General features: G+C 67.0%; 24 protein-coding genes, 2 tRNA genes and 1 pseudogene. 20 read left to right on the top strand and 7 right to left on the bottom strand.

All coding sequences use genetic code 11. The features are described 5' to 3' along the window. Together OM960_RS21860 and OM960_RS21855 are read right to left on the bottom strand one after the other, a co-directional pair. Nucleotides 1-288 carry a sarcosine oxidase subunit delta gene (locus OM960_RS21860; RefSeq protein WP_263340156.1) on the bottom strand — a complete coding sequence of 96 codons (288 nt, stop codon included), beginning with the start codon at nt 286-288 and terminating at the stop codon, nt 1-3. A gap of 11 nt (nt 289-299) precedes the next feature. Continuing rightward, nucleotides 300-1550, bottom strand: a complete 1251-nt coding sequence (locus tag OM960_RS21855; RefSeq protein WP_263340159.1) for a sarcosine oxidase subunit beta family protein — start codon at nt 1548-1550, stop codon at nt 300-302. Nucleotides 1551-1731: 181 nt separating this feature from the next. On the opposite strand from OM960_RS21855, the gene OM960_RS21850 reads away from it, so the two are divergent. Continuing rightward, a tRNA-Gly gene (locus OM960_RS21850) sits at nt 1732-1805 on the top strand. A 112-nt stretch (nt 1806-1917) separates the two neighbouring features. Here OM960_RS21850 and OM960_RS21845 read toward each other — a convergent pair. Next, nucleotides 1918-3465 (bottom strand): alanine/glycine:cation symporter family protein, encoded by a 1548-nt coding sequence (locus OM960_RS21845; protein WP_263340161.1) that lies wholly within the window; start codon nt 3463-3465, stop codon nt 1918-1920. A gap of 24 nt (nt 3466-3489) precedes the next feature. After that, nucleotides 3490-3924: a universal stress protein gene (locus tag OM960_RS21840; RefSeq protein WP_264773443.1), complete on the bottom strand. Its 435-nt coding sequence runs from the start codon at nt 3922-3924 to the stop codon at nt 3490-3492. A gap of 261 nt (nt 3925-4185) precedes the next feature. On the opposite strand from OM960_RS21840, the gene OM960_RS21835 reads away from it, so the two are divergent. The 19 genes from OM960_RS21835 to OM960_RS21745 all read left to right on the top strand — a co-directional run bounded on the left by OM960_RS21835 (nt 4186) and on the right by OM960_RS21745 (nt 21917). Then, the gene (locus tag OM960_RS21835; protein ID WP_264773442.1) at nt 4186-5976 is read left to right on the top strand and encodes an ABC transporter transmembrane domain-containing protein; all 1791 of its coding nucleotides are present in this window, start codon (nt 4186-4188) and stop codon (nt 5974-5976) included. 154 nt (nt 5977-6130) lie between these two features. Further along, nucleotides 6131-8023 (top strand): acyl-CoA synthetase, encoded by a 1893-nt coding sequence (locus OM960_RS21830; RefSeq protein WP_263340167.1) that lies wholly within the window; start codon nt 6131-6133, stop codon nt 8021-8023. 245 nt (nt 8024-8268) lie between these two features. Next, a complete protein-coding gene (locus tag OM960_RS21825) occupies nt 8269-8661 on the top strand; it encodes a TadE/TadG family type IV pilus assembly protein (protein WP_263340170.1) in 393 nt (130 codons plus the stop codon). A 3-nt stretch (nt 8662-8664) separates the two neighbouring features. Beyond that, the gene (locus OM960_RS21820) at nt 8665-10023 is read left to right on the top strand and encodes a pilus assembly protein TadG-related protein (RefSeq protein WP_264773441.1); all 1359 of its coding nucleotides are present in this window, start codon (nt 8665-8667) and stop codon (nt 10021-10023) included. Between the two features lie 190 nt (nt 10024-10213). Then, nucleotides 10214-11464, top strand: a complete 1251-nt coding sequence (locus OM960_RS21815; protein ID WP_263340176.1) for a sarcosine oxidase subunit beta family protein — start codon at nt 10214-10216, stop codon at nt 11462-11464. Nucleotides 11465-11474: 10 nt separating this feature from the next. Further along, complete coding sequence (locus tag OM960_RS21810) at nt 11475-11774, top strand: sarcosine oxidase subunit delta (protein ID WP_263340178.1); 300 nt, start codon at nt 11475-11477, stop codon at nt 11772-11774. Next, nucleotides 11771-14710: a sarcosine oxidase subunit alpha family protein gene (locus OM960_RS21805; protein WP_264773440.1), complete on the top strand. Its 2940-nt coding sequence runs from the start codon at nt 11771-11773 to the stop codon at nt 14708-14710. The genes OM960_RS21810 and OM960_RS21805 overlap by 4 nt, the downstream gene beginning before the upstream one ends. Then, entirely contained in the window at nt 14703-15248 is a 546-nt protein-coding gene (locus OM960_RS21800; RefSeq protein WP_264773439.1) for a sarcosine oxidase subunit gamma, read from the top strand. Before OM960_RS21805 ends, OM960_RS21800 begins: the two co-directional genes overlap by 8 nt. Nucleotides 15249-15354: 106 nt before the next feature. Then, nucleotides 15355-16668: a histidinol dehydrogenase gene (gene hisD / locus OM960_RS21795; RefSeq protein ID WP_264773437.1), complete on the top strand. Its 1314-nt coding sequence runs from the start codon at nt 15355-15357 to the stop codon at nt 16666-16668. Further along, the gene (locus OM960_RS21790) at nt 16665-17144 is read left to right on the top strand and encodes a UPF0262 family protein (protein WP_263340187.1); all 480 of its coding nucleotides are present in this window, start codon (nt 16665-16667) and stop codon (nt 17142-17144) included. Before hisD ends, OM960_RS21790 begins: the two co-directional genes overlap by 4 nt. Nucleotides 17145-17209: 65 nt before the next feature. After that, nucleotides 17210-17608 (top strand): arsenate-mycothiol transferase ArsC, encoded by a 399-nt coding sequence (locus tag OM960_RS21785; protein WP_411709825.1) that lies wholly within the window; start codon nt 17210-17212, stop codon nt 17606-17608. Nucleotides 17609-17696: 88 nt separating this feature from the next. Next, a complete protein-coding gene (locus OM960_RS21780) occupies nt 17697-18095 on the top strand; it encodes a ketosteroid isomerase-related protein (RefSeq protein WP_264773436.1) in 399 nt (132 codons plus the stop codon). Next, nucleotides 18092-18679, top strand: coding sequence for a GNAT family N-acetyltransferase (locus tag OM960_RS21775; protein ID WP_264773435.1), 588 nt, complete (start codon nt 18092-18094; stop codon nt 18677-18679). Before OM960_RS21780 ends, OM960_RS21775 begins: the two co-directional genes overlap by 4 nt. A gap of 19 nt (nt 18680-18698) precedes the next feature. Next, nucleotides 18699-19592, top strand: coding sequence for a carbon-nitrogen hydrolase family protein (locus OM960_RS21770; protein WP_264773434.1), 894 nt, complete (start codon nt 18699-18701; stop codon nt 19590-19592). Between the two features lie 82 nt (nt 19593-19674). Further along, nucleotides 19675-19893, top strand: coding sequence for a translation initiation factor IF-1 (gene infA / locus OM960_RS21765; protein WP_263340199.1), 219 nt, complete (start codon nt 19675-19677; stop codon nt 19891-19893). A 1-nt stretch (nt 19894) separates the two neighbouring features. Then, nucleotides 19895-20479, top strand: a complete 585-nt coding sequence (locus tag OM960_RS21760) for a Maf family protein (RefSeq protein ID WP_263340203.1) — start codon at nt 19895-19897, stop codon at nt 20477-20479. Then, nucleotides 20476-21525 (top strand): ribonuclease E/G, encoded by a 1050-nt coding sequence (locus OM960_RS21755; RefSeq protein ID WP_263340206.1) that lies wholly within the window; start codon nt 20476-20478, stop codon nt 21523-21525. Before OM960_RS21760 ends, OM960_RS21755 begins: the two co-directional genes overlap by 4 nt. Further along, the gene (locus OM960_RS21750) at nt 21522-21692 is read left to right on the top strand and encodes a DNA gyrase inhibitor YacG (RefSeq protein ID WP_263340209.1); all 171 of its coding nucleotides are present in this window, start codon (nt 21522-21524) and stop codon (nt 21690-21692) included. Before OM960_RS21755 ends, OM960_RS21750 begins: the two co-directional genes overlap by 4 nt. A 149-nt stretch (nt 21693-21841) precedes the next feature. Continuing rightward, a tRNA-Phe gene (locus OM960_RS21745) sits at nt 21842-21917 on the top strand. 177 nt (nt 21918-22094) lie between these two features. Here OM960_RS21745 and OM960_RS21740 read toward each other — a convergent pair. The 3 genes and pseudogenes from OM960_RS21740 to OM960_RS21730 all read right to left on the bottom strand — a co-directional run. Beyond that, on the bottom strand, nt 22095-22247 hold the full coding sequence (locus tag OM960_RS21740; protein ID WP_264773433.1) for a hypothetical protein: 153 nt from the start codon (nt 22245-22247) through the stop codon (nt 22095-22097). Between the two features lie 131 nt (nt 22248-22378). After that, the gene (locus tag OM960_RS21735; RefSeq protein WP_264773432.1) at nt 22379-23347 is read right to left on the bottom strand and encodes a phage tail tape measure C-terminal domain-containing protein; all 969 of its coding nucleotides are present in this window, start codon (nt 23345-23347) and stop codon (nt 22379-22381) included. Nucleotides 23348-23408: 61 nt separating this feature from the next. Further along, nucleotides 23409-23497: pseudogene (locus tag OM960_RS21730) on the bottom strand (IS5/IS1182 family transposase); the annotation flags it as partial.

Here is a 23497-nt window from a genome sequence, read left to right as displayed (position 1 = left end):
TCATTTACTGCGTCCCTTCGACCGGGCCACGTCGCGGGCCAGTTCGACCTTGGAAATCTCGTGGGTGACGGTGTTGCGGGTGACGACGAGCCAGCTGCGGTCGCCCTGTTCGTGGTACCAGAGCTCGCGGTGCTCGCCGGCCGGGTTGTCACGGAGGTAGAGGTAGTCGTGGAACGTCTCGACAGCGTTCGCGGCCTGCCAGTCGGGGCGCTCGATCAGGTTCGCGTCGCCGAGATAGATGAACTCCTGGCTGTCGCGCGGGCCGAGCAGGGGGTGGTTGATGATCATGTCGGGACCTGTCAGTGCAAGTTCGGCTGGGCGCCCATGCCCTTTTCGTCGATCATCAGCCCCTTGAGGAACCGGTCGAAGCGATAGGCCTTGGCGGTGGAATGCGGCGTGTCGGTGGCCAAGAGGTGCGCGAAGGCCCAGCCCGAGGCGGGCGTCGCCTTGAAGCCGCCGTAACACCAGCCGCCGTTGAAGTAGAGCCCTTCGACATGGGTCTTGTCGATGATCGGCGAGCCGTCCATCGACATGTCCATGATGCCGCCCCACATCCGCAGAAGCCGGGCCCGGCCGATCATCGGCATCAGGCTCATGCCGCCCTCGCAGACATCCTCGACCACCGGCAGGTTGCCGCGCTGGGCGTAGGAGTTGTAGCCGTCGATGTCGCCGCCGAAGACGAGCCCGCCCTTGTCGGACTGGCTGACGTAGAAATGCCCCGCGCCGTAGGTGATGACGCCGGGCAGGACCGGCTTCAGCCCCTCCGAGACGAAGGCCTGCAGGACGTGGCTCTCGATCGGCAGCCGCATCCCGGCCATGCCCATGACCTTCGAGGAGGAGCCCGCGACCGCGACCCCGACCTTGCCCGCGCCGATGAAGCCGCGGGTCGTCTCGACGCCCTTCACGCGGCCGTTCTCGATGCGAAAGCCCGTGACCTCGCAGTTCTGGATGATGTCGACGCCGCGCGCGTCGGCGCCGCGTGCATAGCCCCAGGCCACCGCATCGTGGCGCACGGTGCCGCCGCGGCGCTGCAGAAGCCCGCCCTTGATCGGGAAGCGGGCGCTCTCGAAGTTGAGGAACGGCGCCATCCGGCGCACGCCCTCGGTGTCGAGAAGCTCGGCATCGACGCCATTGAGCCGCATCGCGTTGCCGCGCCGGCGCATCGCGTCGCGCTGCGCGTCGGTGTGGCAGAGGTTGAGCACGCCGCGCTGGCTGACCATCGCGTTGAAGTTGAAGTCCTGCTCCAGGTTCTCCCAGAGCTTCATCGAGAACTCGTAGAAGGGCTCGTTGCCGTCGAGGAGGTAGTTCGAGCGGATGATCGTGGTGTTGCGCCCGACGTTGCCGCCGCCGATCCAGCCCTTTTCCAGCACCGCGACCCGGTGTTGGCCGAACTGCCTGGCGAGGTAATAGGCGGTGGCGAGCCCGTGTCCGCCGCCGCCGATGACGATGATGTCATAGTGCGGTTGCGGCGCGGGATCGCGCCAGGCGGGCTGCCAGCCCTTGTGGCCGGTCAGGGCCTCCTTGATGACTTTGAAGCCGGAATAGCGCATGGCGATCCTCGTTGACGTTTCCGGCACTCTTGCCGATTTCGGCCGCGCACGCCCCGCGCAATTCGGACGGCGACCCTTCCATTTCGGACATCGGGGGTGCGATGGTGTCGGGGCATGGCGGGCAGGGGCGTCGCGGCTCCTTGACGCCACCGGGGCGGTCGACTAAGTAGCAAAGCTCTGAGCGGGCGTTGTGTAGTGGTAAGACCTTAGCCTTCCAAGCTAAAGACGCGGGTTCGATTCCCGCCGCCCGCTCCAGTCATTTCCAGACAATTCCAATCTTGCGCTTCGCCGCCTCCCGGCGCGCTTCGCGCGTAACAAGCCGGGCGGTTTCCCGCCCGGCCCTGGTGTCACGGATCTCTTTTCGCCGTCAGGCGAACTTGCGGATCTCGCCCGAGCGCAGGCGGCCGAGGTAGCTTTCAACCTCGCGCTTGACGATCGGCATCAGGACGTAGAGCCCGATGATGTTGACGACCGCCATCGCGAAGATCGCGGCATCGGAGAAGTCGATGACCGGGCCGAGGCTCGCCGCCGCGCCGACGATCACGAAGAAGCAGAAGAGCAGCTTGAAGATCAGCTCCTGCGTCTTGCCCTCGCCGAAGAGGTAGGTCCAGGCCTTGAGCCCGTAGTAGGACCACGAGATCATCGTCGAGAAGGCGAAGAGCACCACCGCGATCACAAGGAGATACGGGAACCACGAGAAGGCCGAGGCGAAGGCGGCCGAGGTGAGGCCGACGCCGGAATTGCCGTCGATGGTCGCGATGCGGCCGGTGGCCTCGTCCATCACATAGCGCCCGGTTTCGGGATCGACGATGAGCTGCTGGGTGAAGATGATCACCAGCGCGGTCATGGTGCAGATCACGACGGTGTCGATGAAAGGTTCCAGAAGCGAGACGAAGCCCTCGGTGATCGGCTCCTTCGTGCGCACGGCCGAGTGGGCGATGGCAGCGGAACCGACGCCTGCCTCGTTCGAGAAGGCCGCTCGCTTGAAGCCCTGGATCAGCGCGCCGACCGCGCCGCCGGCGATGCCCATGTCGGTGAAGGCTCCCGCGAAGATCTGGCCGAAGGCCCAGCCGATGTTGCCGATGTTCATCAGGATGATGATGAGCGCGGTGCCGCAGTAGAGGATCGCCATGAAGGGCACGACCTTCTCGGTCACCTGGGCGATCGACTTGATGCCACCGACGATGACGATGAAGACGATGATCGCGAAGACGACGCCGGTGATCCAGCCCGGATACTCGCCGAGCACGCCCGAAAGCTGCTGGTGCGCCTGGTTGGCCTGGAACATGTTGCCGCCGCCGAACGAGCCGAGGATGCAGAACACCGCGAAGAGCGCCGCAAGGACCTTGCCCCCCGGCTTGCCGCGTTCGGCAAAGCCCTTGGTGATGTAGTACATCGGACCGCCCGAGACGGTGCCGTCCTCGTATTCGTTGCGGTACTTCACGCCGAGCGTGCATTCGGTGAACTTCGAGGCCATGCCGAGGAGGCCCGCGAGGATCATCCAGAACGTCGCCCCGGGGCCGCCGATGCCGACCGCGACCGCCACGCCGGCGATGTTGCCTAGACCGACCGTGCCCGAGAGTGCGGTGGCGAGCGCCTGGAAGTGGCTGACCTCGCCCGCGTCATTGGGGTCGGAGAAGTCGCCCTTCACGAGCTGGATCGAGTGCCTGATCACCCGGAACTGGATGAAGCCGAAATAGAGGGTGAAGACCGAGGCGGCGACCACCAGCCAGGCCACGATCCACGGGAAGGAGGTTCCCGGGAAGGGGGCGAAGATGAAATTGACGAACCAGCCCGTGGCGCTCGCGAAGGTCGCGTTGATGGTTTCGTCGAGCGTCTGGGCGCCTGCGGTGCCCGCCAGAAGCGACAGCCCTGCCGCGGAGGCCGCGATGCGCGTTTCCCTGATGTGTTTCATGTCACGTTCCCTGTGCTGTTCCGGTCAAGGCACGATGGTGCAGGGCACCGGCGCGATCTGCGCGAGTGTGCCCGCGACAGAGCCGAAGAGCCGCTCTACAACCGTGGAATGGCCGGTCCGGCCGATGAAGATCTGTAATGCGCCATGCTCTTTCGCGATCTCGCAGAGCGTTTCGGCGACATGGCCATAGCGGATCTCGGTCGAGATTTTCACGCCTCTGCCGGACAGATCCGCCGCCAGCGGGCCGGTCACGGCGCTTTCGGCGCGCTTCAGCTCCTCGGTGCGGCGCTTGTGCCGCTCGGCGATCTCCTCCGGCGTGAGGAAGGAATAGGGTGACCATTCAAGCACATGTGCGACGAGCAATTCGGCGCCTGCCGCTTCTGCCCGGGCGACGGCATAGTCCACCGCCCGTCGGCCGGCGGTGCTTCCGTCGTAACCGGCAACATATATGTTTGCCATTTCTCTCTCCCTTGTTATGCCCCGAGGCTTCGGGTGGTTCAGTGTCGCCCGATCCGAGCCGCAATCCGTCCCTCATTTTCAGGATGACGCAATTTTCTTCGAAATATCTGCGGAATATCCTGGTTGCAGTCGAAGAATATTGCACATTGTCAAGATATTCGCTCGTTCATTGCGTCGCGGCGTCTCGGGCCCCTGCGACTTTCGCGCCGCTTGCCCCGCGCGCGCCCTCGGCCTAAACCCTCGGGCAGGAACGGAGGCGCAATGGCACGACATCAATCCACCGCGGTCGAGGATCGCGCCGCGTCGAAGCGCGTCGGCGCGCTCGGCGGGCTCTGGCCCTTCATTGCCCCGTATCGGGGGCTCGTCGTGCTCGCCGGTCTCGCGCTCACGCTGACGGCCTCGGTCTCGCTTCTCCTGCCGCAGGCGGTGCGCCGGGTGATCGACGAGTTCGGCAACGGCGCGGAGCTGCTCGACGGCTATTTCGGCGCCGCGATCGGCATCGCGGCGCTGCTCGCGCTCGGCACCGGGGCGCGCTACTACCTCGTGACAAGGCTCGGCGAAAGGGTCGTGGCCGACATCCGCCGCGCGGTCTTCGACCGGGTGATCGGGATGAGCCCCGCCTTCTACGAACGCACCCTGACCGGCGAGATCATCAGCCGGATCACCACCGACACGACCCTGATCCTGTCGGTGATCGGCTCCTCGGTCTCGGTGGCGCTGAGGAACCTCCTGATCCTCGTCGGCGGGCTCGTGCTGATGATGCTGACCTCGGCCAAGCTCACCGGCCTCGTCTTCCTGATCGTGCCGGCGGTCATCGTGCCGATCATCACCCAGGGACGGCGGCTGCGCCGCCTCAGCCGCGAGAACCAGGACTGGATCGCGGCCTCGTCCGGCGCGGCGTCCGAGGCGCTGGGCGCGGTGCAGACGGTGCAGGCCTTCACCCACGAGGACCATTCGCGCAGGGACTTCGGCCGGGTGACGGAGAAGGCATTCGATTCCGCCAGGGCCCGGATCCGCACCCGCGCGGTGATGACGATCATCGTCATCTTCCTCGTCTTCGCCGGGGTCGTCGGCGTCCTCTGGATCGGCGCGCGCGACGTGCGTACGGGCGCGATGACGCCGGGCGCGCTGGTGCAGTTCGTGATCTACGCGGTGATGGCGGCGGGCTCGGTCGCGGCTTTGTCCGAGATCTGGGGCGAACTGCAGCGCGCGGCCGGTGCAACCGAGCGGCTGGTGGAGCTTCTGGGCGCCGGTGACAGCGTGACCGACCCCGAGAAGCCTGTCGCGCTGCCGCGCCCGGTCCGGGGCGAGATCGGCTTCGAGGGCGTCACCTTCCACTACCCGACCCGGCCCGAGCAGTCGGCGCTCGAGGCGGTCGATCTGCATGTGAAGCCCGGCGAGACGGTGGCGCTGGTGGGGCCGTCGGGGGCGGGCAAGACGACCGTCATCCAGCTTCTCCTGCGCTTCTACGACCCCGACCGGGGCCGCGTCACGCTCGACGGGGTGCCGCTCGACGCAATGGCGCGGGCCGATTTCCGCCGGGCGATCGCGCTGGTACCGCAGGACCCGGTGATCTTCGCCGCCTCGGCGCGCGAGAACATCCGCTACGGCCGCCCCGAGGCGAGCGATGCCGAGGTCGAGGCCGCGGCCCGCGCCGCCGCCGCGCATGACTTCATCGCGGCGCTCCCCGACGGCTACGGCACCTGGCTCGGCGAGCGCGGCGTGATGCTCTCGGGCGGGCAGAAGCAGCGCATCGCCATCGCCCGAGCGATCCTGCGCGATGCCGCGGTGCTGCTTCTCGACGAGGCCACCTCGGCGCTGGACGCGGAAAGCGAGCGCGCGGTGCAGAAGGCGGTCGAGGTCGTGTCGAAGGATCGCACGACGATCATCGTCGCGCACCGGCTTGCGACCGTGAAGAAGGCGGACCGGATCATCGTCTTCGATCACGGCCGCATCGTCGCGACGGGCACCCATGACCGGCTCGTGGCCGAGGGCGGGCTTTACGCGCGCCTCGCGCGGCTGCAGTTCACCGAGGGGCTGGCGGCGGAATAGACGCGCCGGTTGTCGCGCAGCTCCAGTGGCCGCGGTCGGCATCTGTCGATTTTACGCCGCGTCGCGATTGCCGCGCCGGTCTTGCCCCACGCGCGCTTTGCCCGCATCTTCGGATCAAAGCGGACCCGCCAAGCGGGCTGAGGGGAGAGACCAGATGGGCAAGTTTTCGGGTGTGGCCGACCGGGACGCGGTCGAGCGCGAGATGCCGTATGAGGAGCGCGACCTGCCGGTCACGCTCTACCAGTTCCTGACGAGAACCCGTGACGCGCATGGCGCGCGCAGTGCGATCAGCTTCCAGATCTTCTCGGACCCGCAGGCGAAGGCGGAGACCTGGACCTGGAACCAGCTCCACGGCCGCGTCACCCAGGCAGCGAACCTCTTCCGCAGCCTCGGCGTGGGCGAGAAGGACGTCGTCGCCTATCTCCTGCCGAATTGCCTGGAGACCGGGGCGACGCTTCTTGGCGGCGCGGTCGCGGGCATCGTCAATCCGATCAACCCGCTTCTCGAGCCCGAGCAGATCGCCGCGATTCTGCGCGAGACCAAGGCCAAGGTGCTGGTGACGCTGAAGGCCTTCCCCAAGACCGACGTTCCGCAGAAGGCCGCCGCCGCGCTGAAGCTCGCGCCGGGTGTGCAGACCGTCCTCGAGGTCGATCTCAACCGCTACCTGACGCCGCCGAAGTCCTGGATCGTGCCCCTCGTCCGGCCCAAGAACCCGGTCGCGCACAAGGCCGTGGTCAAGGATTTCAACGCCGAATGCGCGAGGATGCCCGCCGACCGGCTCACTTTCGAGGATGCGAAGGCTGACCGGGTCGCGGCCTTCTTCCATACCGGCGGCACCACGGGCATGCCCAAGGTGGCGCAGCACCTCTACTCGGGCATGATCTACAACGGCTGGCTCGGCGGCACGCTTCTCTTCGACGAGACCGACGTGCTGATCTGCCCGCTGCCGCTTTTCCACGTTTTCGCGGCCTATCCGGTCTTCATGTCGGTGATCGCGGCGGGAGCGCATGTGGTGATGCCGACGCCCGCCGGCTATCGTGGCGACGGCGTCTTCGACAACTTCTGGAAGCTCATCGAACGCTGGCAGGTCACCTTCCTGATCTCCGTCCCGACCGCCATCGCCGCCTTGATGCAGCGCCCCGTGAATGCCGATGTCTCGACGCTCAAGATCGCGATCTCGGGCTCGGCGGCCCTGCCGCTGGAGCTCTACAACCGTTTCGAGAAGGCGACAGGCGTGCAGATCGCCGAAGGTTACGGGCTGACGGAGGCGACCTGTCTCGTCTCCTGCAACCCGGTCGATGGCACGAAGAAGGTGGGCTCGGTCGGTCTGCCCTTGCCCTATACCCATGTGCGGATCCTGCACACCGATGCCGAGGGCGGCGTCACCAAGGAATGCGGCACCGACGAGGTCGGCGAGATCTGCATTTCCAATCCCGGCGTCTTCGAGGGCTCGACCTATACCGAGGTCGACAAGAACCGCGCGCTCTTCGCCGAGGGGCGTTATCTCAGGACCGGCGATCTCGGCCGGATCGACGCGGACGGCTATCTCTGGATCACCGGCAGGGCGAAGGACCTGATCATCCGCGGCGGCCACAACATCGACCCCGCTGAGATCGAGGAGGCGCTGATGGGCCATCCGGCCGTGGCCTTCGCCGGCGCGATCGGCCAGCCCGACGCCTTTGCGGGCGAATTGCCCTGCGCCTATGTCGAGCTGGTCGCGGGCGCGGCGGTCACCGTCGAGGAACTGCTTGACCACGCGAAAGCCCATATCCGCGAGCGCGCGGCGGTGCCGAAGCATATCGAGATCCTCGACGAGCTGCCGAAGACCGCGGTGGGCAAGATCTTCAAGCCCGACCTGAGGAAGCGCGCGATCGAGCGGGTCTATGACGCGGCGCTCGCGGAGGCGGGATTCGCCGTGCACGTGAAGGAGGTTGTCGAGGACAAGAAACTCGGCCTCGTGGCGCGGCTCGAAAAGACCGGAGAGGTCGACACCCAGGCGCTGAAGCAGAAACTCGGCGAGTTCACCCGGCCCTGGGACTGGGCGTAGCGGCGGCGCACCGATGCGCCGCCCTGCAATGGCGTGTGTCCTGCCGGTGAGCGGGCCGCGGGCCGGGCGGGGCAGGATGGCAGCGAATTCCGCGACGTCCGGGCGCTTCCTCCGCCGGCTGGGCGGAAACCCGCTTGGCCACACAAATGCCTTTTTTATGAGTGAATAGATAACGCGGGGGAAGGGGTTGCCTGAAGGAATCGGGCGACGAATTGAGAGCGGTTATTATGAGCTGCCACGCCAAGTTGTCCGCGTTCGCGGCCCGCTTCGTCAAGCGCGACGACGGGGCCGCTACGGTCGAAGCCGTGATCTGGCTTCCGTTCTTCTTCATCCTGTTTGGATTTCTCGCCGATGTCTCAATGGTCTTTCACGGCCAGTCGAAGCTCTTGGTGATCGTTCAGGCCGCCAATCGCAACATGTCGATCGGCAGGCTCAAGGACGTGAGCGCGACACAGAACTTCGTGCTTGCCGAGACCGCCAAATTTACCCCGAACGCAAAGGTGTTGACCACCGATGTCGCGGGCCTGATCACGACGACGGTCAGCGTGCCGATGGCGGATCTCGACCTTTTCGGCGTCGCCGACATCTTCGGTGGCGGATGGATGAACGTCACCGCAGAGCATCTGAAGGAGATCTGAGGCATGACCCGCCGTCGGTTTGAAATCTCCCGCTTCGTGTCCTCGGAAGAGGGCGGAATCACCGTCCTTAGCCTCTACATGTTCCTGGCCATGCTGGTCGTCGGCGGGCTGGCCGTGGACTACGGCAGCGGCGTGGCCTCCAAGACCGAGCTCCAGGTCGCCGCCGATGCGGCGGCCCATGCCGCGCTCTACACGCGCGAACTCAATACTGCGGACGTTGCAAAGGCGAAGGCGATCCAAATCGCCGCCGCCGCCTTGCCGCCCGGCAAGTACGGTACCGTCCTCAAGCCCGAGGACATCGTTTTCGGCACCTGGGACGGTGCCGCGTTCACCCCCGATGCCGGGTCTGACCGTGCGGTCGCGGTTACCACACGGCGCTCCGTTGCGGACGGCAACGGTGTCATGACCTACATGCTGGGGCTCGTGGGATACGACGCCTGGGACGTCGTCTCCACCTCGGTGTTCGAGACCTACTATTCGGACTGCGAGGATGAAGGGATCGTGTCGCGGCTGCGGTTGGAGATGCAGTCGAACGGCTGGTTCTCCAACGGGATCTGCCTGCATTCGCAGGACTATGTGAAGGTCAGCTCCAACAACCTCTACGATCCCGGCGTCATCGTCTCGATGCCGGACAAGCGCAACCTCGAACTGCCGAGTTCGGGATTCACCTCGAATGTGGGCTTGAAGGAGGCATTGCGCGACAGTTCCTACCAGATCCGGGTCCTCAACCGCATCGACACGATCATCAAGAGCGTAAACGCGCCGAACGATCCGGTGGTCGGGATCATGACGCCTTCGACCCCGCCCAGCGAGTATTACCGGAGCTACATCACGAGCCCGACGCAGATCACGATCAAGGCCAACGGTCCGACCGGGCTCGACCCGACCAAGTTCAAAACCGGGCGCATCCATTACATGGACTGCAAGAACGACAACACCCACAAGCAGATCGGATCGGGATTCAACCTCGTGAAGATGGTGATCATCACCGATTGCCGGCTGCAAATCGCCTCTGGCGCGGTCATTCAGGACGCGGTGATCATCACTACCAATCCCGATGCGAAATCGATCTACGCCTCGTCGGACATTGTCATCGGCAAGAACGATCATTGCGTGGTGGGAGGCGACGTGCAAATCGTCACCAAGGGCGGGGTCGAGTTTGCCGCTAAGACCAGTATCTACGGCAGCCAGATCCTCGCTGCGGGCGACGTGTCTTTGACCGCCAACGCGGACGGGTTCGAAGGCGTGTCGATCGTCGCGGGCGGGAAGGCCGACGTGACGTCGAACGGCAAGTTCGGGTTCTGCGACGGCCAGGGCATGGGGAACAGCTACGCGGCCCGCTATTTCCGGCTTGTCCACTGACCGAGCAAGGACGCGAGGACACCGCTCCCCAAAGCTTGCCGGCCGGTGCCGAAAGGTGCCGGCCGAAATGTTTTTCCACCGAAAGTGGAGTTGCGACATGACCTTGTCGTGAAACGGCGCGGAAATCCACCGCAGGCATTGAATTCTCTGCCGCATGCCGGTTCAGTGGAACCGGACAGGGAGGGATGTCATGCGCTATTCCGGGCTCAGGGTCTTCACCGAGGGGCTGTTCGGCAACAAGGGCTGGAAACCGGCCTGGCGCGACCCTGAACCGAAGCGCGAATACGACACCATCATCATCGGCGGCGGCGGGCACGGGCTCTCGACCGCGTATTACCTCGCCAAGAACCACGGGCTGACCAATATCGCGGTGCTGGAGAAGGGCTATCTCGGCGGCGGCAACGTGGGACGCAACACCACGATCGTGCGCGCGAACTACTTCCTGCCCGGCAACCAGGAGTTCTACTCACACTCGCTGAAGCTCTGGGAGGGGCTGGAGGCCGAGCTCAACTACAACGTCATGCATTCGCAGCGCGGGCTCATCAACCTCTTCCACTCCGACGGCCAGCGCGACGCCTTCGCGCGGCGTGGCAATGCGATGATCAACCAGGGCGACGATGCCGAGCTTCTCGACCGCGAGGGGGTGCGGAGGCATCTGCCGTATCTCGACTTCGAGCAGACCCGGTTCCCGATCTACGGCGGGCTTTTGCATCGCCGGGGCGGCACCGCGCGGCATGACGCGGTGGCCTGGGGCTATGCGCGGGGCGCGGACCAGCGCGGGGTGGACCTGATCCAGAACTGCGAGGTCACCGGCATCGACATCAAGGACGGGCGCGTCACCGGCGTCCAGACCACGCGGGGCGCGATCAAGGCGAAGAAGGTCGGCATCATCGTCGCCGGCCGCTCGGGCCAGGTCGCGGCGATGGCGGGGATGCGGCTGCCGATCGAGAGCCACATCCTGCAGGCCTTCGTGACCGAGGGGCTGAAGCCGGTGATCGACCATGTCGTCTCGTTCGGGATGGGGCATTTCTACATCTCGCAGAGCGACAAGGGCGGGCTCGTCTTCGGCGGCGACCTCGATTTCTACGCCTCCTATGCCGCGCGCGGCAACCTGCCGATGGTCGAGCATGTGATGGAGGCGGGTATGACGCTGATGCCGATGATCGGCAAGGCGAAGGTGTTGCGGTCGTGGGGCGGGATCATGGACATGACCCCGGACGGCTCGCCGATCATCGACAAGACCGATGTCGGCGGGCTCTATATCGACTGCGGCTGGAACTACGGCGGCTTCAAGGCGGTGCCGGCCTCGGGATGGTGCATGGCCCATCTGATGGCCACCGGGGAAAGCCACGAGGTTGCCCGCCGCTACCGGCTCGACCGTTTCGCGACCGGCCGCCTCCTCGACGAGGAAGGCACCGGCAGCCAGCACAACCTGCATTGAGGTACGACCCATGCGCATAACATGCCCCCTCTGCGGCGAGCGCGACCGGCGCGAGTTCTACTACTACGGCGATGCCGTCTATGCCGACCGACCGGCCGCGGATGCCGCGCCGGAGGCCTGGGACGATTACCTGCACCTGCGCGACAACCCGGCGGGGGAGACGCGCGACCTCTGGTATCACGAGATGGGCTGCGCGGCCTGGATCGAGGTCACGCGCAACACCGTGACCCACGAGATCCTCGCGACCCGGCTGGTTGCCGGGCGAGAGGGCAAGAAGGCGGCCGCGAAGGGCAGGGGGAAGAAGGCATGAGGATCGAGGGCAGAGGCCTCGTCGACAGGTCGGCTCCGGTCGGCTTCCGCTTCGATGGCAAGGACTATACCGGCTTTCAGGGCGACACGCTGGCCTCGGCGCTTCTGGCCTCGGGCGTCCGGGTCTTCGGCCGGTCGTTCAAGTACCACCGGCCGCGCGGGGTGATGACCGCGGGTTCGGAGGAGCCGAACGCGCTCGTCACCGTGGGGCGCGGCGCGGGTCAGGTGCCGAACGTGCGCGCCACGCTGCAGGAGATCCACGCCGGGCTCGAGGCGCGGGGGCAGAACTGCTGGCCCTCGCTCGGCTTCGACGTGATGGAGGTGAACGACCTCTTCTCGAACTATCTGAGCGCCGGTTTCTACTACAAGACCTTCATGTGGCCGCGGAAGTTCTGGGAGGCGGTCTACGAGCCGGCGATCCGCCGCGCGGCCGGGCTCGGTGCGCTGTCGCGCCAGTCGAACGACGAGCATTACGAGAAGGCCTTTGCCTTCTGCGATCTCCTCGTGGTCGGCTCCGGCCCCGCCGGCCTCATGGCTGCGCGGGAGGCGGCGCGGGGCGGCGCCGAGGTGATCCTCGCCGAGGAGGATCACCGGATGGGCGGGCGGCTTCTCGCCGAGACGCACGAGGTCGGCGGCCAGTCCGGCGCCGGCTGGGCGGCCGCGACCGTGGCCGAGCTCGCGTCGATGCCGAACGTGCGGCTGATGCCGCGGACGAGCGTGATCGGTGCCTATGACAACGGCACCTACGGCGCGCTCGAACGGGTGGGCCTGCATGTCGCGACCCCCGCGGCGGCGCTGCCGCGCGAGTGCTTCTGGCGCATCGTCGCGAAGCGGGCGGTGCTCGCCTCGGGCGCGCATGAGCGCCAGATCGCGTTTTCCAACAATGACCGGCCGGGCGTGATGACGGCGGGCGCGGTGCGGGCCTATCTCAACCGTTGGGGCGTAGCGGCGGGCCAGAATGTCACGATCCTGACCAACAACGACGATGGCTACCGCACCGCGCGCGACCTGATCGCGGCGGGGCTGCACGTCGCGGGCGTGATCGACGCCCGTGACGACGCACCTGCGGCGGGCGACCTGCCGGTCCGGACCGGCGTGCGGGTCATCGACACGGGCGGGCGGATGTCGCTGCGCGAGGTGGTGGTGGCCGACCGGGACGGAAAGGTCTCGCGCATCGTCACCGATTGCCTCGCGGTCTCGGGCGGCTGGAACCCGGCGCTGCATCTCACCTGCCACATGAACGGCCGCCCGGCCTGGCGTGAGGACATCGCGGCCTTCGTGCCGAAGCCGGGGATGGTCCCGGGCCTGACGGCGGCGGGGGCGGCGAACGGCACGTTCTCGACGCGGGCCTGCCTTGCCGAGGGAGCGGCGGCGGCGGCCGAAGCGCTCGAGTCGCTGGGGCGGGGCGCGGCGCCGGCCGACCTGCCCGAGGCCGAGGACGGCGCGGTGCGGATCCGCGCCTATTGGGAGGTGCCGGGCGGCAAGCACCGTGCCTGGCTCGACTTTGCCAACGACGTGACGACCAAGGACGTGCGGCTCGCCGCACAGGAGAACTTCGCCTCGGTGGAGCACATGAAGCGCTACACCACGCAAGGCATGGCGCCGGACCAGGGCAAGAACTCCAACGTCGCCGCGCTGGCCGTCCTTGCCGACGCGACCGGCCGGGGCATTCCAGAGACCGGGACCACGACCTTCCGGCCGCCCTATGTGCCGGTCTCTATCGCCGCGATGGGCGCGGGCGGGCAGGGCAAGGGTTTCGCGCCGCAGCGTTTCACCACCTCGCACAAGGCGGCGAGCGAACGCGGCGCGCCGATGATCGAGGCCGGGCTCTGGTACCGCCCCTCCTACTTTCCGCGGCCGGGCGAGGCGACCTGGCGCGACGCCTGCGACCGCGAGGTCCTGATGGTGCGCGACCGGGTCGGGATCTGCGACGTCTCGACCTTGGGCAAGATCGATATCCAGGGGCCGGACGCGGGCCGGTTCCTCGACCTCGTCTATACCAACACCTTCTCGACGCTGAAGCCGGGCCGGGTGCGCTACGGACTGATGCTGCGCGAGGACGGGCTGGTGCTCGATGACGGCACCACCGCCTGCTGGGGTGAGAACCATTACCTGATGACGACGACGACCGCGGCGGCGGGGCTGGTGATGCGGCATCTCGAATTCGTCCACCAGGCGCATTGCCCGGACTGGGACCTGCGGATGATCTCAGTGACCGAGGCCTGGGCGCAGTTCGCCGTCGCCGGGCCGCTCGCACGCGAGCTTTTGAACTCGGTGCTCGAAACGCCGATCGACGGCGAGGATTTCCCGTTCCTCTCCTGCGGCACCGTGCGGATCATGGGGATCGAGGCGCGGCTCTTCCGGATCTCGTTCTCGGGCGAGCTCGGGTACGAGATCGCGGTGCCGGCGCGCTACGGCGAGGCGCTTTACCGCGACCTCGTGGCGCGGGCGGAGAACCTCGGAGGTGGGGCGTACGGCATGGAGGCCTTGAACGTGCTCCGGATCGAGAAGGGCTTCATCACCCACGCCGAGATCCACGGCCGCACCACCGCCTTCGATATCGGGCTGCAGGGCATGGTCTCGGCGAAGAAGGACTGCGTCGGCAAGGCGGCGAGCCAGCGCGAGGGCCTTGGCGGGCCGGAGCGTGAGCAACTCGTCGGCCTCCGGCCGATCCCGATGTCGCGCCAGATCGGCGCCGGGGCGCATCTTTTCAACGAGGGGGCGGAGCCCGTTTCGGCCAACGATCAGGGCTATGTCACCTCGGTCTGCTATTCGCCGACGATGAAGACCTATCTCGCGCTCGCGTTCCTCAAGGACGGCCGCGCCCGGCATGGTCAGCGGGTCCGGCTGGTGGACCACCTGCGCGGCACCGATGTCGTCTGCGAAGTCATGAACCCCATCTTCTTCGACCCGGAAGGAGGCCGTGCCCGTGCCTAGCCTGATCGAAAAATCCGCCTGTGACGGCCTGCTGCCGGTCTCGGCCGGCGGCGTGACGCTGAGCGAACCCGCGCCGGAGCGGATCACCTCCGTCGCGCCCTTCGCCGGCAAGGAGGCCGCCGCCGGAAAGGCGCTGAAGGCGCTCGGCCTCGGCTGGCCCGGGCCCGGCACGTCCATCGGGGGCGAGGGGCGGCTCTGCCTCTGGACCGGGCGCGGACAGGCCTTTCTGATCGGCGCCGAGCCGGAGGGACTTGCCGGCATCGCCGCGCTCACCGACCAGAGCGACGCCTGGGCGCGGATGCGGCTCGAGGGCGGGGGGGCGAAGGCGGTGCTGGCGCGGCTGGTGCCGCTCGATCTCGGGGCGGGGGCGTTCCCGGTCGGGCGCGCGGCGCGCTCTGGGCTCGGCCACATGGCGATGATCCTCCACCGGAGCGGCGCGCAGAGCTTCGAGATCATGGTCTTCCGCTCGATGGCGGCGAGTGCGGTGCATGAGCTGCATCAGGCGATGACGGCGCTCGCCGCCCGCGCCGCGCTCTGAGGCGGGGCCTGTGTCCCTCCGCGCACGACCAGGCGATGGCGTGCGTTCGGATGCTTGAGGCGCAAGTCCGGCGACTGTATTGGGGGCGGGATCGAGGAGTGCCGCCATGCCAGTCTTTCTGACCACCGCCGAGCCGGATTTCGAAACCGCCTTCGCCGCGCTCCTGTCGGCCAAGCGCGAGGATGCGCCGGATGTCGACGCGGCGGTCGCGGCGATCATCGACGACGTGCGGACGCGCGGCGACGCGGCGGTGATCGGGCTGACCTCGAAGTTCGACCGGCTCGACCTCAGCCCGGAGACGCTGGCCTTTACGCAAGACGAGATCGCGGCGGAATGCGCCAAGGTGTCCGACGAGGACCGCGCCGCGCTCGAACTCGCGGCGGAGCGGGTCCGCGCCTATCACGAACGCCAGATGCCCGAGGATGCGCGCTGGACCGATGCGGCGGGGGCCGAGCTTGGCTGGCGCTGGTCGCCGGTCTCGGCGGCGGGGCTCTATGTGCCGGGGGGCTTGGCCTCCTACCCGTCCTCGGTCCTGATGAACGCGATCCCCGCCAAGGTCGCGGGGGTGGAGCGGCTGGTGATCGCCTGCCCGACGCCGGGCGGTTCGGTCAACCCGCTGGTGCTGCTCGCCGCGCGGCTTGCGGGCGTCGATACCGTCTACCGGATCGGCGGCGCGCAGGCGATTGCCGCACTTGCCTACGGCACGGCGACGATCCGGCCGGTGGACAAGATCACCGGGCCGGGCAACGCCTATGTCGCGGCCGCCAAGCGGCGCGTCTTCGGGCGCGTCGGCATCGACATGATCGCGGGGCCGTCGGAGATCCTCGTGATCGCGGACAGGGACAACGACCCGGACTGGATCGCGCTCGACCTTCTCAGCCAGGCCGAGCATGACGAGAGCGCGCAGTCGATCCTCGTGACCGACGACGCAGGGTTCGGTCGGGCGGTGGCGGTGGCGGTCGAGAAGCGGCTCGAGACACTGGAGCGCCGGGCGATCGCCGGGGCGAGTTGGCGCGATTACGGCGCGGTTATCGTTACGCGCGATCTTCACGAGGCGGCGGCGCTGTCGAACCGGGTGGCGCCCGAGCATCTGGAGCTGTGCGTCGCCGACCCCGACGGGCTCGCGGAGCGGATCACCCATGCCGGGGCGATCTTTCTCGGGCGCTGGACGCCGGAGGCGATCGGTGATTACGTCGGCGGGCCGAACCATGTGCTTCCCACGGCGCGGTCGGCGCGGTTCTCGAGCGGGCTTTCGGTGATGGATTTCCTCAAGCGCACGACCATCGCGAAGATGACGCCGGCGGCGCTTGCCGCGATCGGTCCCGCCGCGGAGCGGCTAGCGATCTCGGAAAGCCTCGAGGCGCACGGCCTCTCGGTCCGCGCCCGGCTCGACCAGCTGAACCGGAGGGAGGCGCAATGAGCCGCATCTGCCAAATCGAGATCGACGACCGCGGACTGGCGGCGCCGACGCCGGAAGTGGAGCAGGAACGCAAGGTCGCGATCTTCGATCTCCTGGAGGACAATTCCTTCGAGCTGCCGGCGAAGGACGGCGACACGGCGCCCGAGGGGCCCTTCCGGCTTGGTCTGGCGATCCGCGAAAAGCGGCTCGTCTTCGACATCGAGACCGAGAGCGGCGAGAGGGTGGCGGAGTTCCACCTGTCGCTCGGCCCGTTCCGGCAGGTGGTGAAGGACTATTTCCAGATCTGCGAGAGCTATTTCGAGGCGGTCAAGCGCCTGCCGCCCTCCCAGATCGAGGCGATCGACATGGCCCGGCGCGGTATCCACAACGAGGGCGCGCGGGTGTTGCAGGAACGGCTCGAAGGCAAGGCGGAGCTCGACATCGACACGGCGCGGCGGCTCTTCACCCTCATTTGCGTGCTGCACTTCGGAGGGTGAGCTTGGATCGTACGCTGCCGCACTCGGTGCTTTTCTGCTGCGATCACAATGCCGTCCGTTCGCCGATGGCGGAAGGGATGATGAAGAAGTTCTACGGCCATGCCTGCTATGTGCAGTCGGCCGGGGTCCACAACGATCTGGAGGTCGACGGCTTCGCGGTCGCGGTCTGCCAGGAGATTGGCGTGGAGCTGTCGCGCCACCGCTCGCGCAGCTTCGAGGAGATGCAGCAATGGGGCGACGACCTGTCGGGATTCGATCTCGTCGTGGCGCTCTCGCCGGCGAGCCAGCGCCAGGCGCTGGAATTCACCCGCTTCTTCCACCTCGAGGTCGAATACTGGCCGGTGATGGACGCGACTGGAATCGGCGAGACACGCGAGGCCAAGCTCGCCTCCTACCGGCTGGCGCGTGACCAGATCAAAGCCCGGATGATCCGCCGCTTCGGCCCGCCGACGGAACCGCAATAGCCGCAAAGCGGCCGGAAACTGACGCAACGGGGATGGGAAGTCCCCGCCCTGCGCAATATGGTGCGCGCCGCAGCCAATGGAGTGAGACATGACACGCGCCACGATCGAAGCCTATTACGCCGCCTTCAACCGTGGCGACACCGACGCCATGCTCGACACGCTCCATGACGAGTTCGCCCATAACGTGAACGAGGGCGCGACCCGGCTCGGCAAGGAGGCCTTCGCCGACTTCTGCCGCCACATGAGCGAGACCTACAAGGAAGAGCTGACCGACATGGTCGTCTTCTCGAACGAGGACGGCACGCGGGGCGCGGCGGAATTCGTGGTGAACGGCACCTATCTCAAGACCGATCCCGGCCTTCCCGAGGCGCATGGCCAGAAATACGTCCTGCCGGCGGGCGGGTTCTTCTCGCTGAAGGACGGCAAGATCACCCGCGTGACGACTTATTACAACCTCCAGGACTGGATCCGGCAGGTCTCCGCATGACAATAGAGGTTCTTGTCCTCGAGGACGACGCGCTCGAGGCGGCACTCGACGACGTGGCGAAGCTCCGGATCGCGGTGTTCCGCGACTGGCCCTATCTCTATGACGGCGATCTCGGCTACGAGAAGCGCTACCTCAAGACCTATCGCCACAGCCCCAACGCGATCCTCGTCGGCGCCTTCGACGGCAGCCGGCTGGTCGGCGCCTCCACCGGCACGCCGATGGAGGAGCATGGCGATGAATTCGGCGCGGCCTTCACCGGGACAGGGATTCACCTGACGGACATCTTCTACTGCGCCGAATCGGTGCTGCTGCCGGACTATCGCGGCCGCGGGCTCGGCCATGCCTTCTTCGATGCGCGCGAGGCGCATGCCCGCAAGCTCGGCCGCAGCCATTCGGCCTTCTGCCGGGTTGTGCGACCTGAGGATCACCCGCTCCATCCGGCGAGCTACCGGCCGCTCGACGCTTTCTGGCGCAAGCGCGGCTACGCGCCGCTCGAAGGGGCGGTGGCCGAGTATTCCTGGAAGGACATCGGCGAGGCGGAGCCGACCACGAAGCCGATGCAGTTCTGGATCCGAGAGCTCTGAGACCGACGGGAGAGAGACCATGAAAGTCGCCGCCGCCGCCTATCCGCTTGACTGGTTCGACGACTGGTCGACCTACGAGGCCAAGATCTCCGCCTGGGTCGCCGAGGCGGCGGGGCAGGGGGCAGAGCTTCTGGTCTTCCCGGAATATGCGGCGATGGAACTCGCCTCGCTCGGCGGCCAGGCGGTCGCGGGCGACATCGCCGGCGCGCTGGTCGAGGTGGACCGGCACCGACCGGCGGCGGAGGCGCTGCATGCCCGCCTTGCAGCCGCGCACGGGGTCCATATCCTCGCGGCCTCGGGCCCGGCCTTCGGCCTTGCCCATGCGGGCGGGCGCCCGGTGAACCGCGCCAGCTTCTTCGGTCCGAACGGCCTTCTTGGCCATCAGGACAAGGCGATGATGACCCGCTGGGAACGCGACGGCTGGCATGTCGTGCCGGGCGACGGGCTGCAGGTCTTCGACACCGCGCTCGGCCGGATCGGTATCCTGATCTGCTACGACAGCGAGTTCCCGTTGCTGGGCCGGGCGCTTGCCGAGGCGGGTGTCGAGATCCTGCTCGTGCCCTCCGCGACGGAGACGCTCGCGGGCTTCACCCGTGTCCGGGTCGGCGCCATGGCCCGCGCGCTCGAAAACCAGCTCGTCGCGGTGCATGCGCCGATCGTCGGTGTCGCGCACTGGTGCTACGGGATGGAGGAGAACACCGGCGCTGCCTCGATCTACGGCCCGCCAGATCACGGCTTTCCCGCGACCGGCATCCTCGCCGAAGGCACGTTCGGCCAGCCGGGCTGGACCTATGCCGAGGTCTCGCGCGAAGCCATCGCGGCGGTCCGCGCCGATGGCGGCGTCTTGAACCTCAGCCACTGGCCCGAGCAGCTTTCCCAGCTACACAAGGTTGCAGTCCGGGCCGAAACCTGAGATTGCGCTTGAAATCGCGCGCCATCGGGCGCAATTAGTGCGCGCCCGGCGTGGACCCGGGCGGAACAACTATGGAGTGACCATGGCCAAGGAAGAAGGTCTCGAATTCCCGGGCGTCGTCAAGGAACTCCTGCCGAACGCGACGTTCAGGGTCGAGCTGGAAAACGGCCATGAGATCATCGCGACGATGGCAGGCAAGATGCGCAAGAACCGCATCCGCGTTCTCGCCGGCGACAAGGTTCAGGTGACGATGACGCCCTATGACCTGAGCAAGGGGCGGATCAATTACCGCTTCAAGTAAGGTGCGCCCGCGCCTCATTCTCGGCTCGGCCAGCCCGCGCCGGAAGGATCTTTTGGCGCAGCTCGGCCTAGAGCCGGACGAGATCCGCACGCCCGATATCGACGAAACCCCTCTGAACGGCGAACTGCCGCAGCCCTACTGCGCCCGCATGGCGCGGCAGAAGGCCGAGGCGCTGCCCGCCAGCGCCGACGAGGTCGTGCTCTGCGCCGACACCACCGTGGCGCTCGGCCGCCGGATCCTCGGCAAGCCCGTGAGCGCGGGCGAGGCGGCGGAGTTCCTGCTGAAGCTCTCGGGCCGGCGCCACCGCGTGATCACCGCCGTGGCGGTCAAGCGCGGCGACCGGCTCTGGGAGCGCGCGGTGGAGACCGTGGTGAAGGTGAAGCCACTGTCGGACATGGAGATCAACGCCTATCTTGCCTCCGGCGAATGGCAGGGCAAGGCCGGAGCCTACGGCATCCAGGGCCGGTTCGGCGCCTTCATTCCCTGGCTTCAGGGCTCGTTTACCGGGGTGGTCGGCCTGCCGGTCGCCGAGACCGCGCATCTCCTGGAAGCCGCCGGGATCGACATATACGGAGTGGACGCATGAAGGGCCGGGTCGTCGTTCTCGGGACGTATCGCGGCCGCGAGGCCGCGGCGCTGGTCGTCGACGGGCGGCTCGAGGACCTGCTCGTCGAGGCCGCCGACGAGGTGGATTTTGCGCCCGGCGCGATCCTGCGCGGCACCGTCGACCGGCAGATGAAGGGGCAGGGCGGCGTCTTCGTGCGCCTGCCGGGTACCCGAGGCTTTCTGCGCGAGACCGGGGGCCTGTCCTCCGGGCAGCAGATCCTCGTCCAGGTCGCGGGCCACGCCGAGCCGGGCAAGGCCCTGCCGGTGTCGACGCGGCTTCTGTTCAAGAGCCGGCTCGCTATCGTCACGCCCGCCGCGCCCGGCCTCAACGTCTCGCGGCGGATCCGCGATGCCGAGGAACGCGCGCGGCTCGAGGAGATTGCGGCCCTAGCAATGGCCGGTTCAACATCGGGCCTGATCCTTCGTTCGGCCGCCGAGGGGTCGGAGGCAGAGGAAATAGCCGCCGATATCGCCGAGATGCGGGAACTGGCCGAAGCCGTGCTGGCCGACGTGAGCGGCGCGCCGGAGCTTCTGGTCGATGCGCCGGGCCCACATGAGGAGGCCTGGCGCGACTGGTCCGACCCGGCGCCGGACGAGATCGCCGAGGGTGCGGACGCCTTCGCGCGCCACGGAGTCGAGGAGATGATCGACGCGCTTCTGACGCCCGTCGTGTTGCTGTCGGGCAGCGCGCACATGGCGATCGAGCCGACCCGGGCGCTGATCGCGGTCGACGTGAACACCGGCGCCGACACCTCGCCCGCGGCCGGCCTCAAGGCCAATATCGCCGCCGCTCGCGAACTGCCGCGGCAATTGCGGCTGCGCGGGCTTGGCGGCCAGGTCACGGTTGATTTCGCGCCGATGCCGAAGCGCGACCGCGCCACGCTCGACCAGCAGCTGCGCGCGGCCTTCAAGGGCGAAGCGGCCGAGACGAGCCTCGCGGGCTGGACGCCGCTCGGCAATTTCGAAATCCAGCGCAAGCGAGATCGGCGCCCCCTGGCGGCGCTTCTCGGGGAAGGCGCGGAATGAGCTGCCCGATCTGCGGCAAGGAGACGGACCCGAAGTACCGGCCGTTCTGCTCGAAGCGCTGCGCCGACGTCGATCTCGGCCGGTGGCTGACGGGGGCCTATGCGATTCCCGGCGAAGACGACGATGTTCCGGGCGACGAAGAACTGCCGGAACGGCGACCGCATTGATGGGCGGGCGCCGCTCGCTCCGCCGCTGCGGGGGGCGACGAAAGGCGCTGGACATATGCCTTGCCGACGGTCACTTTTTCGGTGAATCCCTCTGGACAGCCACGCGGCACTCGCCTAAGAACGCCGGGCCGGGCGGTAACGCCCCCGGTGCCCAGATAGCTCAGTTGGTAGAGCAGCGGATTGAAAATCCGCGTGTCGCTGGTTCGATTCCGGCTCTGGGCACCACCTCCACGCCCTCAAGATCACCGAAAAAACCATATAAAACACAAGGTTATAGCTAGCCTCGGGGCGCATTTTCGTGGCGTCGCCCGAAATGGCGGATGTGCCTTTTTCCTGCGGATTCGATCTTTTGTCACATGAAAAGCATGGCAAAAAGCATTGCAAAAACGGTGAAGGGCGGCGTCAGCCGCGCCCGCCGTCGTCCGACGACTCGCCGCTCTTCCGCCGAACCGGGAAACCCTTCTCGTCGAGTCCCTTCTGCTTTCGCAGCTCTTCGATTTCCTCGCGATGTTGGCCGAGCGGATGGGGCGCGGGTGGTGAAACGTAACCTGCCATTTGAACCTCTGTTGTTGAGCTGGCGGGGTGCCGGTGGAGGGAAACACCGGCAACCCGCCCGCCTTTGTGGGGACCGACACCGCCAAGCGCGTCCCCGTGGGCCCGGCTAGGAGCAACCGGGCCGAAGTTAATCAGAACCTGACGGAGCTAGCCCCGCGAGGGTTCAAAAGACCGCCGTATCGCACTTGCTCCGCAATCTCCTCCTGAATTTTCAGGCGGATGGTTTCGGCGATGGTCGAGGACAATTTCGCCGCAACTTTTGGGTCCGAGAGCTCGCCGCCGCCTTCGACATGAACGTTCGCGATCACGTCGCCCGAGAAAGATACAGACGTGCTGCCACCGTCGGTTCCTGCGCCCCCCATATCGACGGGAATCTTCCGCCCCTTGGAAAGCGGGACTACCGCTTCATTCGGGTGGAGTACCGCGGGAATACCGGACGTGTTCGCCGTCCCCTCGCGGAAGTGCGGGGCATGCGCGAAAGCCGCGATGGGCATGGCTGCCGATCCCATCGCCGGGCGGTCGGAGTACCCGACTTCCGAGTGAGCACCGAAGAGCCCCATTGCGAATTGTGCGAGCATGCTGGAGCTACCCCCGCAGGAACCGGAAAAGGCGAGCATATCGAGGAACGCTTTCACCGTTTGATCGGCGAGGAGGTCGGCGAAGACGCGGACCATGGACTCCGCGAACGACTGTAGACCCAGCTCGCCCGTGGCAAACACGTCGCTCAGGGCTCCGGACAGGTTATCCAAGGCCTCGGTTTTGATCGTGGCGCTGGCGTCGATCCAATCGGGGACCGAGTCCTTCCACTCTTTCACCGGGTCGCGGCTGGCCTTCCGGGCAGCCTCGGTCAGACGCGCTTGCACATCGATCTGCCGCAGCATTGCGAGTGTGGCGGAGTCCACGTGACCGCCGGTCAGTGCCATAGCCTCGCCGAAGAGCTTGGTGGCCTCCTCGCTCTTGTATGTGCTATTCGCGACGGCCTCGTGTTCGTACTGGACCGCTTTCAGGCGGTTCAGTTGTTCCGCTAGATCATTGCCCAATTTCTCGGCGTCCGACTTCCCGCCGCGGCCTTTCCGGTCGGGCTTGTTCGATGCGCTCAACTGGTCCTGAAGCTGTTTCTGCCGTTTGGCGAGGGCGTCTAGGCTCCAGACTCATTGATCGTCAAAGCCAGAACAGGACGGTTGCGGCGAGTGCGACGGCGGAAAGGAAGGTCTTGGCGCATCTGTCGTAACGGGTTGCGACCCTGCGCC

The organism is Defluviimonas salinarum (genome assembly GCF_026013545.1).
Lineage (GTDB): Bacteria > Pseudomonadota > Alphaproteobacteria > Rhodobacterales > Rhodobacteraceae > Albidovulum > Albidovulum salinarum.
This window is presented reverse-complemented; position numbering and strand designations above follow the sequence as displayed.

Bases quoted from the DNA above. Each gene is read 5' to 3' on its own strand.
- OM960_RS21785 (WP_411709825.1), top strand. From the start codon at position 17,210: ATGGCGGAAGGGATGATGAAGAAGTTCTACGGCCATGCCTGCTATGTG.
- OM960_RS21790 (WP_263340187.1), top strand. From the start codon at position 16,665: ATGAGCCGCATCTGCCAAATCGAGATCGACGACCGCGGACTGGCGGCG.
- OM960_RS21860 (WP_263340156.1), bottom strand. From the start codon at position 288: ATGATCATCAACCACCCCCTGCTCGGCCCGCGCGACAGCCAGGAGTTC.
- OM960_RS21815 (WP_263340176.1), top strand. From the start codon at position 10,214: ATGCGCTATTCCGGGCTCAGGGTCTTCACCGAGGGGCTGTTCGGCAAC.
- OM960_RS21855 (WP_263340159.1), bottom strand. From the start codon at position 1,550: ATGCGCTATTCCGGCTTCAAAGTCATCAAGGAGGCCCTGACCGGCCAC.
- OM960_RS21750 (WP_263340209.1), top strand. From the start codon at position 21,522: ATGAGCTGCCCGATCTGCGGCAAGGAGACGGACCCGAAGTACCGGCCG.
- OM960_RS21740 (WP_264773433.1), bottom strand. From the start codon at position 22,247: ATGGCAGGTTACGTTTCACCACCCGCGCCCCATCCGCTCGGCCAACAT.
- OM960_RS21820 (WP_264773441.1), top strand. From the start codon at position 8,665: ATGACCCGCCGTCGGTTTGAAATCTCCCGCTTCGTGTCCTCGGAAGAG.
- OM960_RS21810 (WP_263340178.1), top strand. From the start codon at position 11,475: ATGCGCATAACATGCCCCCTCTGCGGCGAGCGCGACCGGCGCGAGTTC.
- OM960_RS21755 (WP_263340206.1), top strand. From the start codon at position 20,476: ATGAAGGGCCGGGTCGTCGTTCTCGGGACGTATCGCGGCCGCGAGGCC.
- OM960_RS21830 (WP_263340167.1), top strand. From the start codon at position 6,131: ATGGGCAAGTTTTCGGGTGTGGCCGACCGGGACGCGGTCGAGCGCGAG.
- hisD (WP_264773437.1), top strand. From the start codon at position 15,355: ATGCCAGTCTTTCTGACCACCGCCGAGCCGGATTTCGAAACCGCCTTC.
- infA (WP_263340199.1), top strand. From the start codon at position 19,675: ATGGCCAAGGAAGAAGGTCTCGAATTCCCGGGCGTCGTCAAGGAACTC.
- OM960_RS21780 (WP_264773436.1), top strand. From the start codon at position 17,697: ATGACACGCGCCACGATCGAAGCCTATTACGCCGCCTTCAACCGTGGC.
- OM960_RS21805 (WP_264773440.1), top strand. From the start codon at position 11,771: ATGAGGATCGAGGGCAGAGGCCTCGTCGACAGGTCGGCTCCGGTCGGC.
- OM960_RS21770 (WP_264773434.1), top strand. From the start codon at position 18,699: ATGAAAGTCGCCGCCGCCGCCTATCCGCTTGACTGGTTCGACGACTGG.
- OM960_RS21840 (WP_264773443.1), bottom strand. From the start codon at position 3,924: ATGGCAAACATATATGTTGCCGGTTACGACGGAAGCACCGCCGGCCGA.
- OM960_RS21775 (WP_264773435.1), top strand. From the start codon at position 18,092: ATGACAATAGAGGTTCTTGTCCTCGAGGACGACGCGCTCGAGGCGGCA.
- OM960_RS21845 (WP_263340161.1), bottom strand. From the start codon at position 3,465: ATGAAACACATCAGGGAAACGCGCATCGCGGCCTCCGCGGCAGGGCTG.
- OM960_RS21835 (WP_264773442.1), top strand. From the start codon at position 4,186: ATGGCACGACATCAATCCACCGCGGTCGAGGATCGCGCCGCGTCGAAG.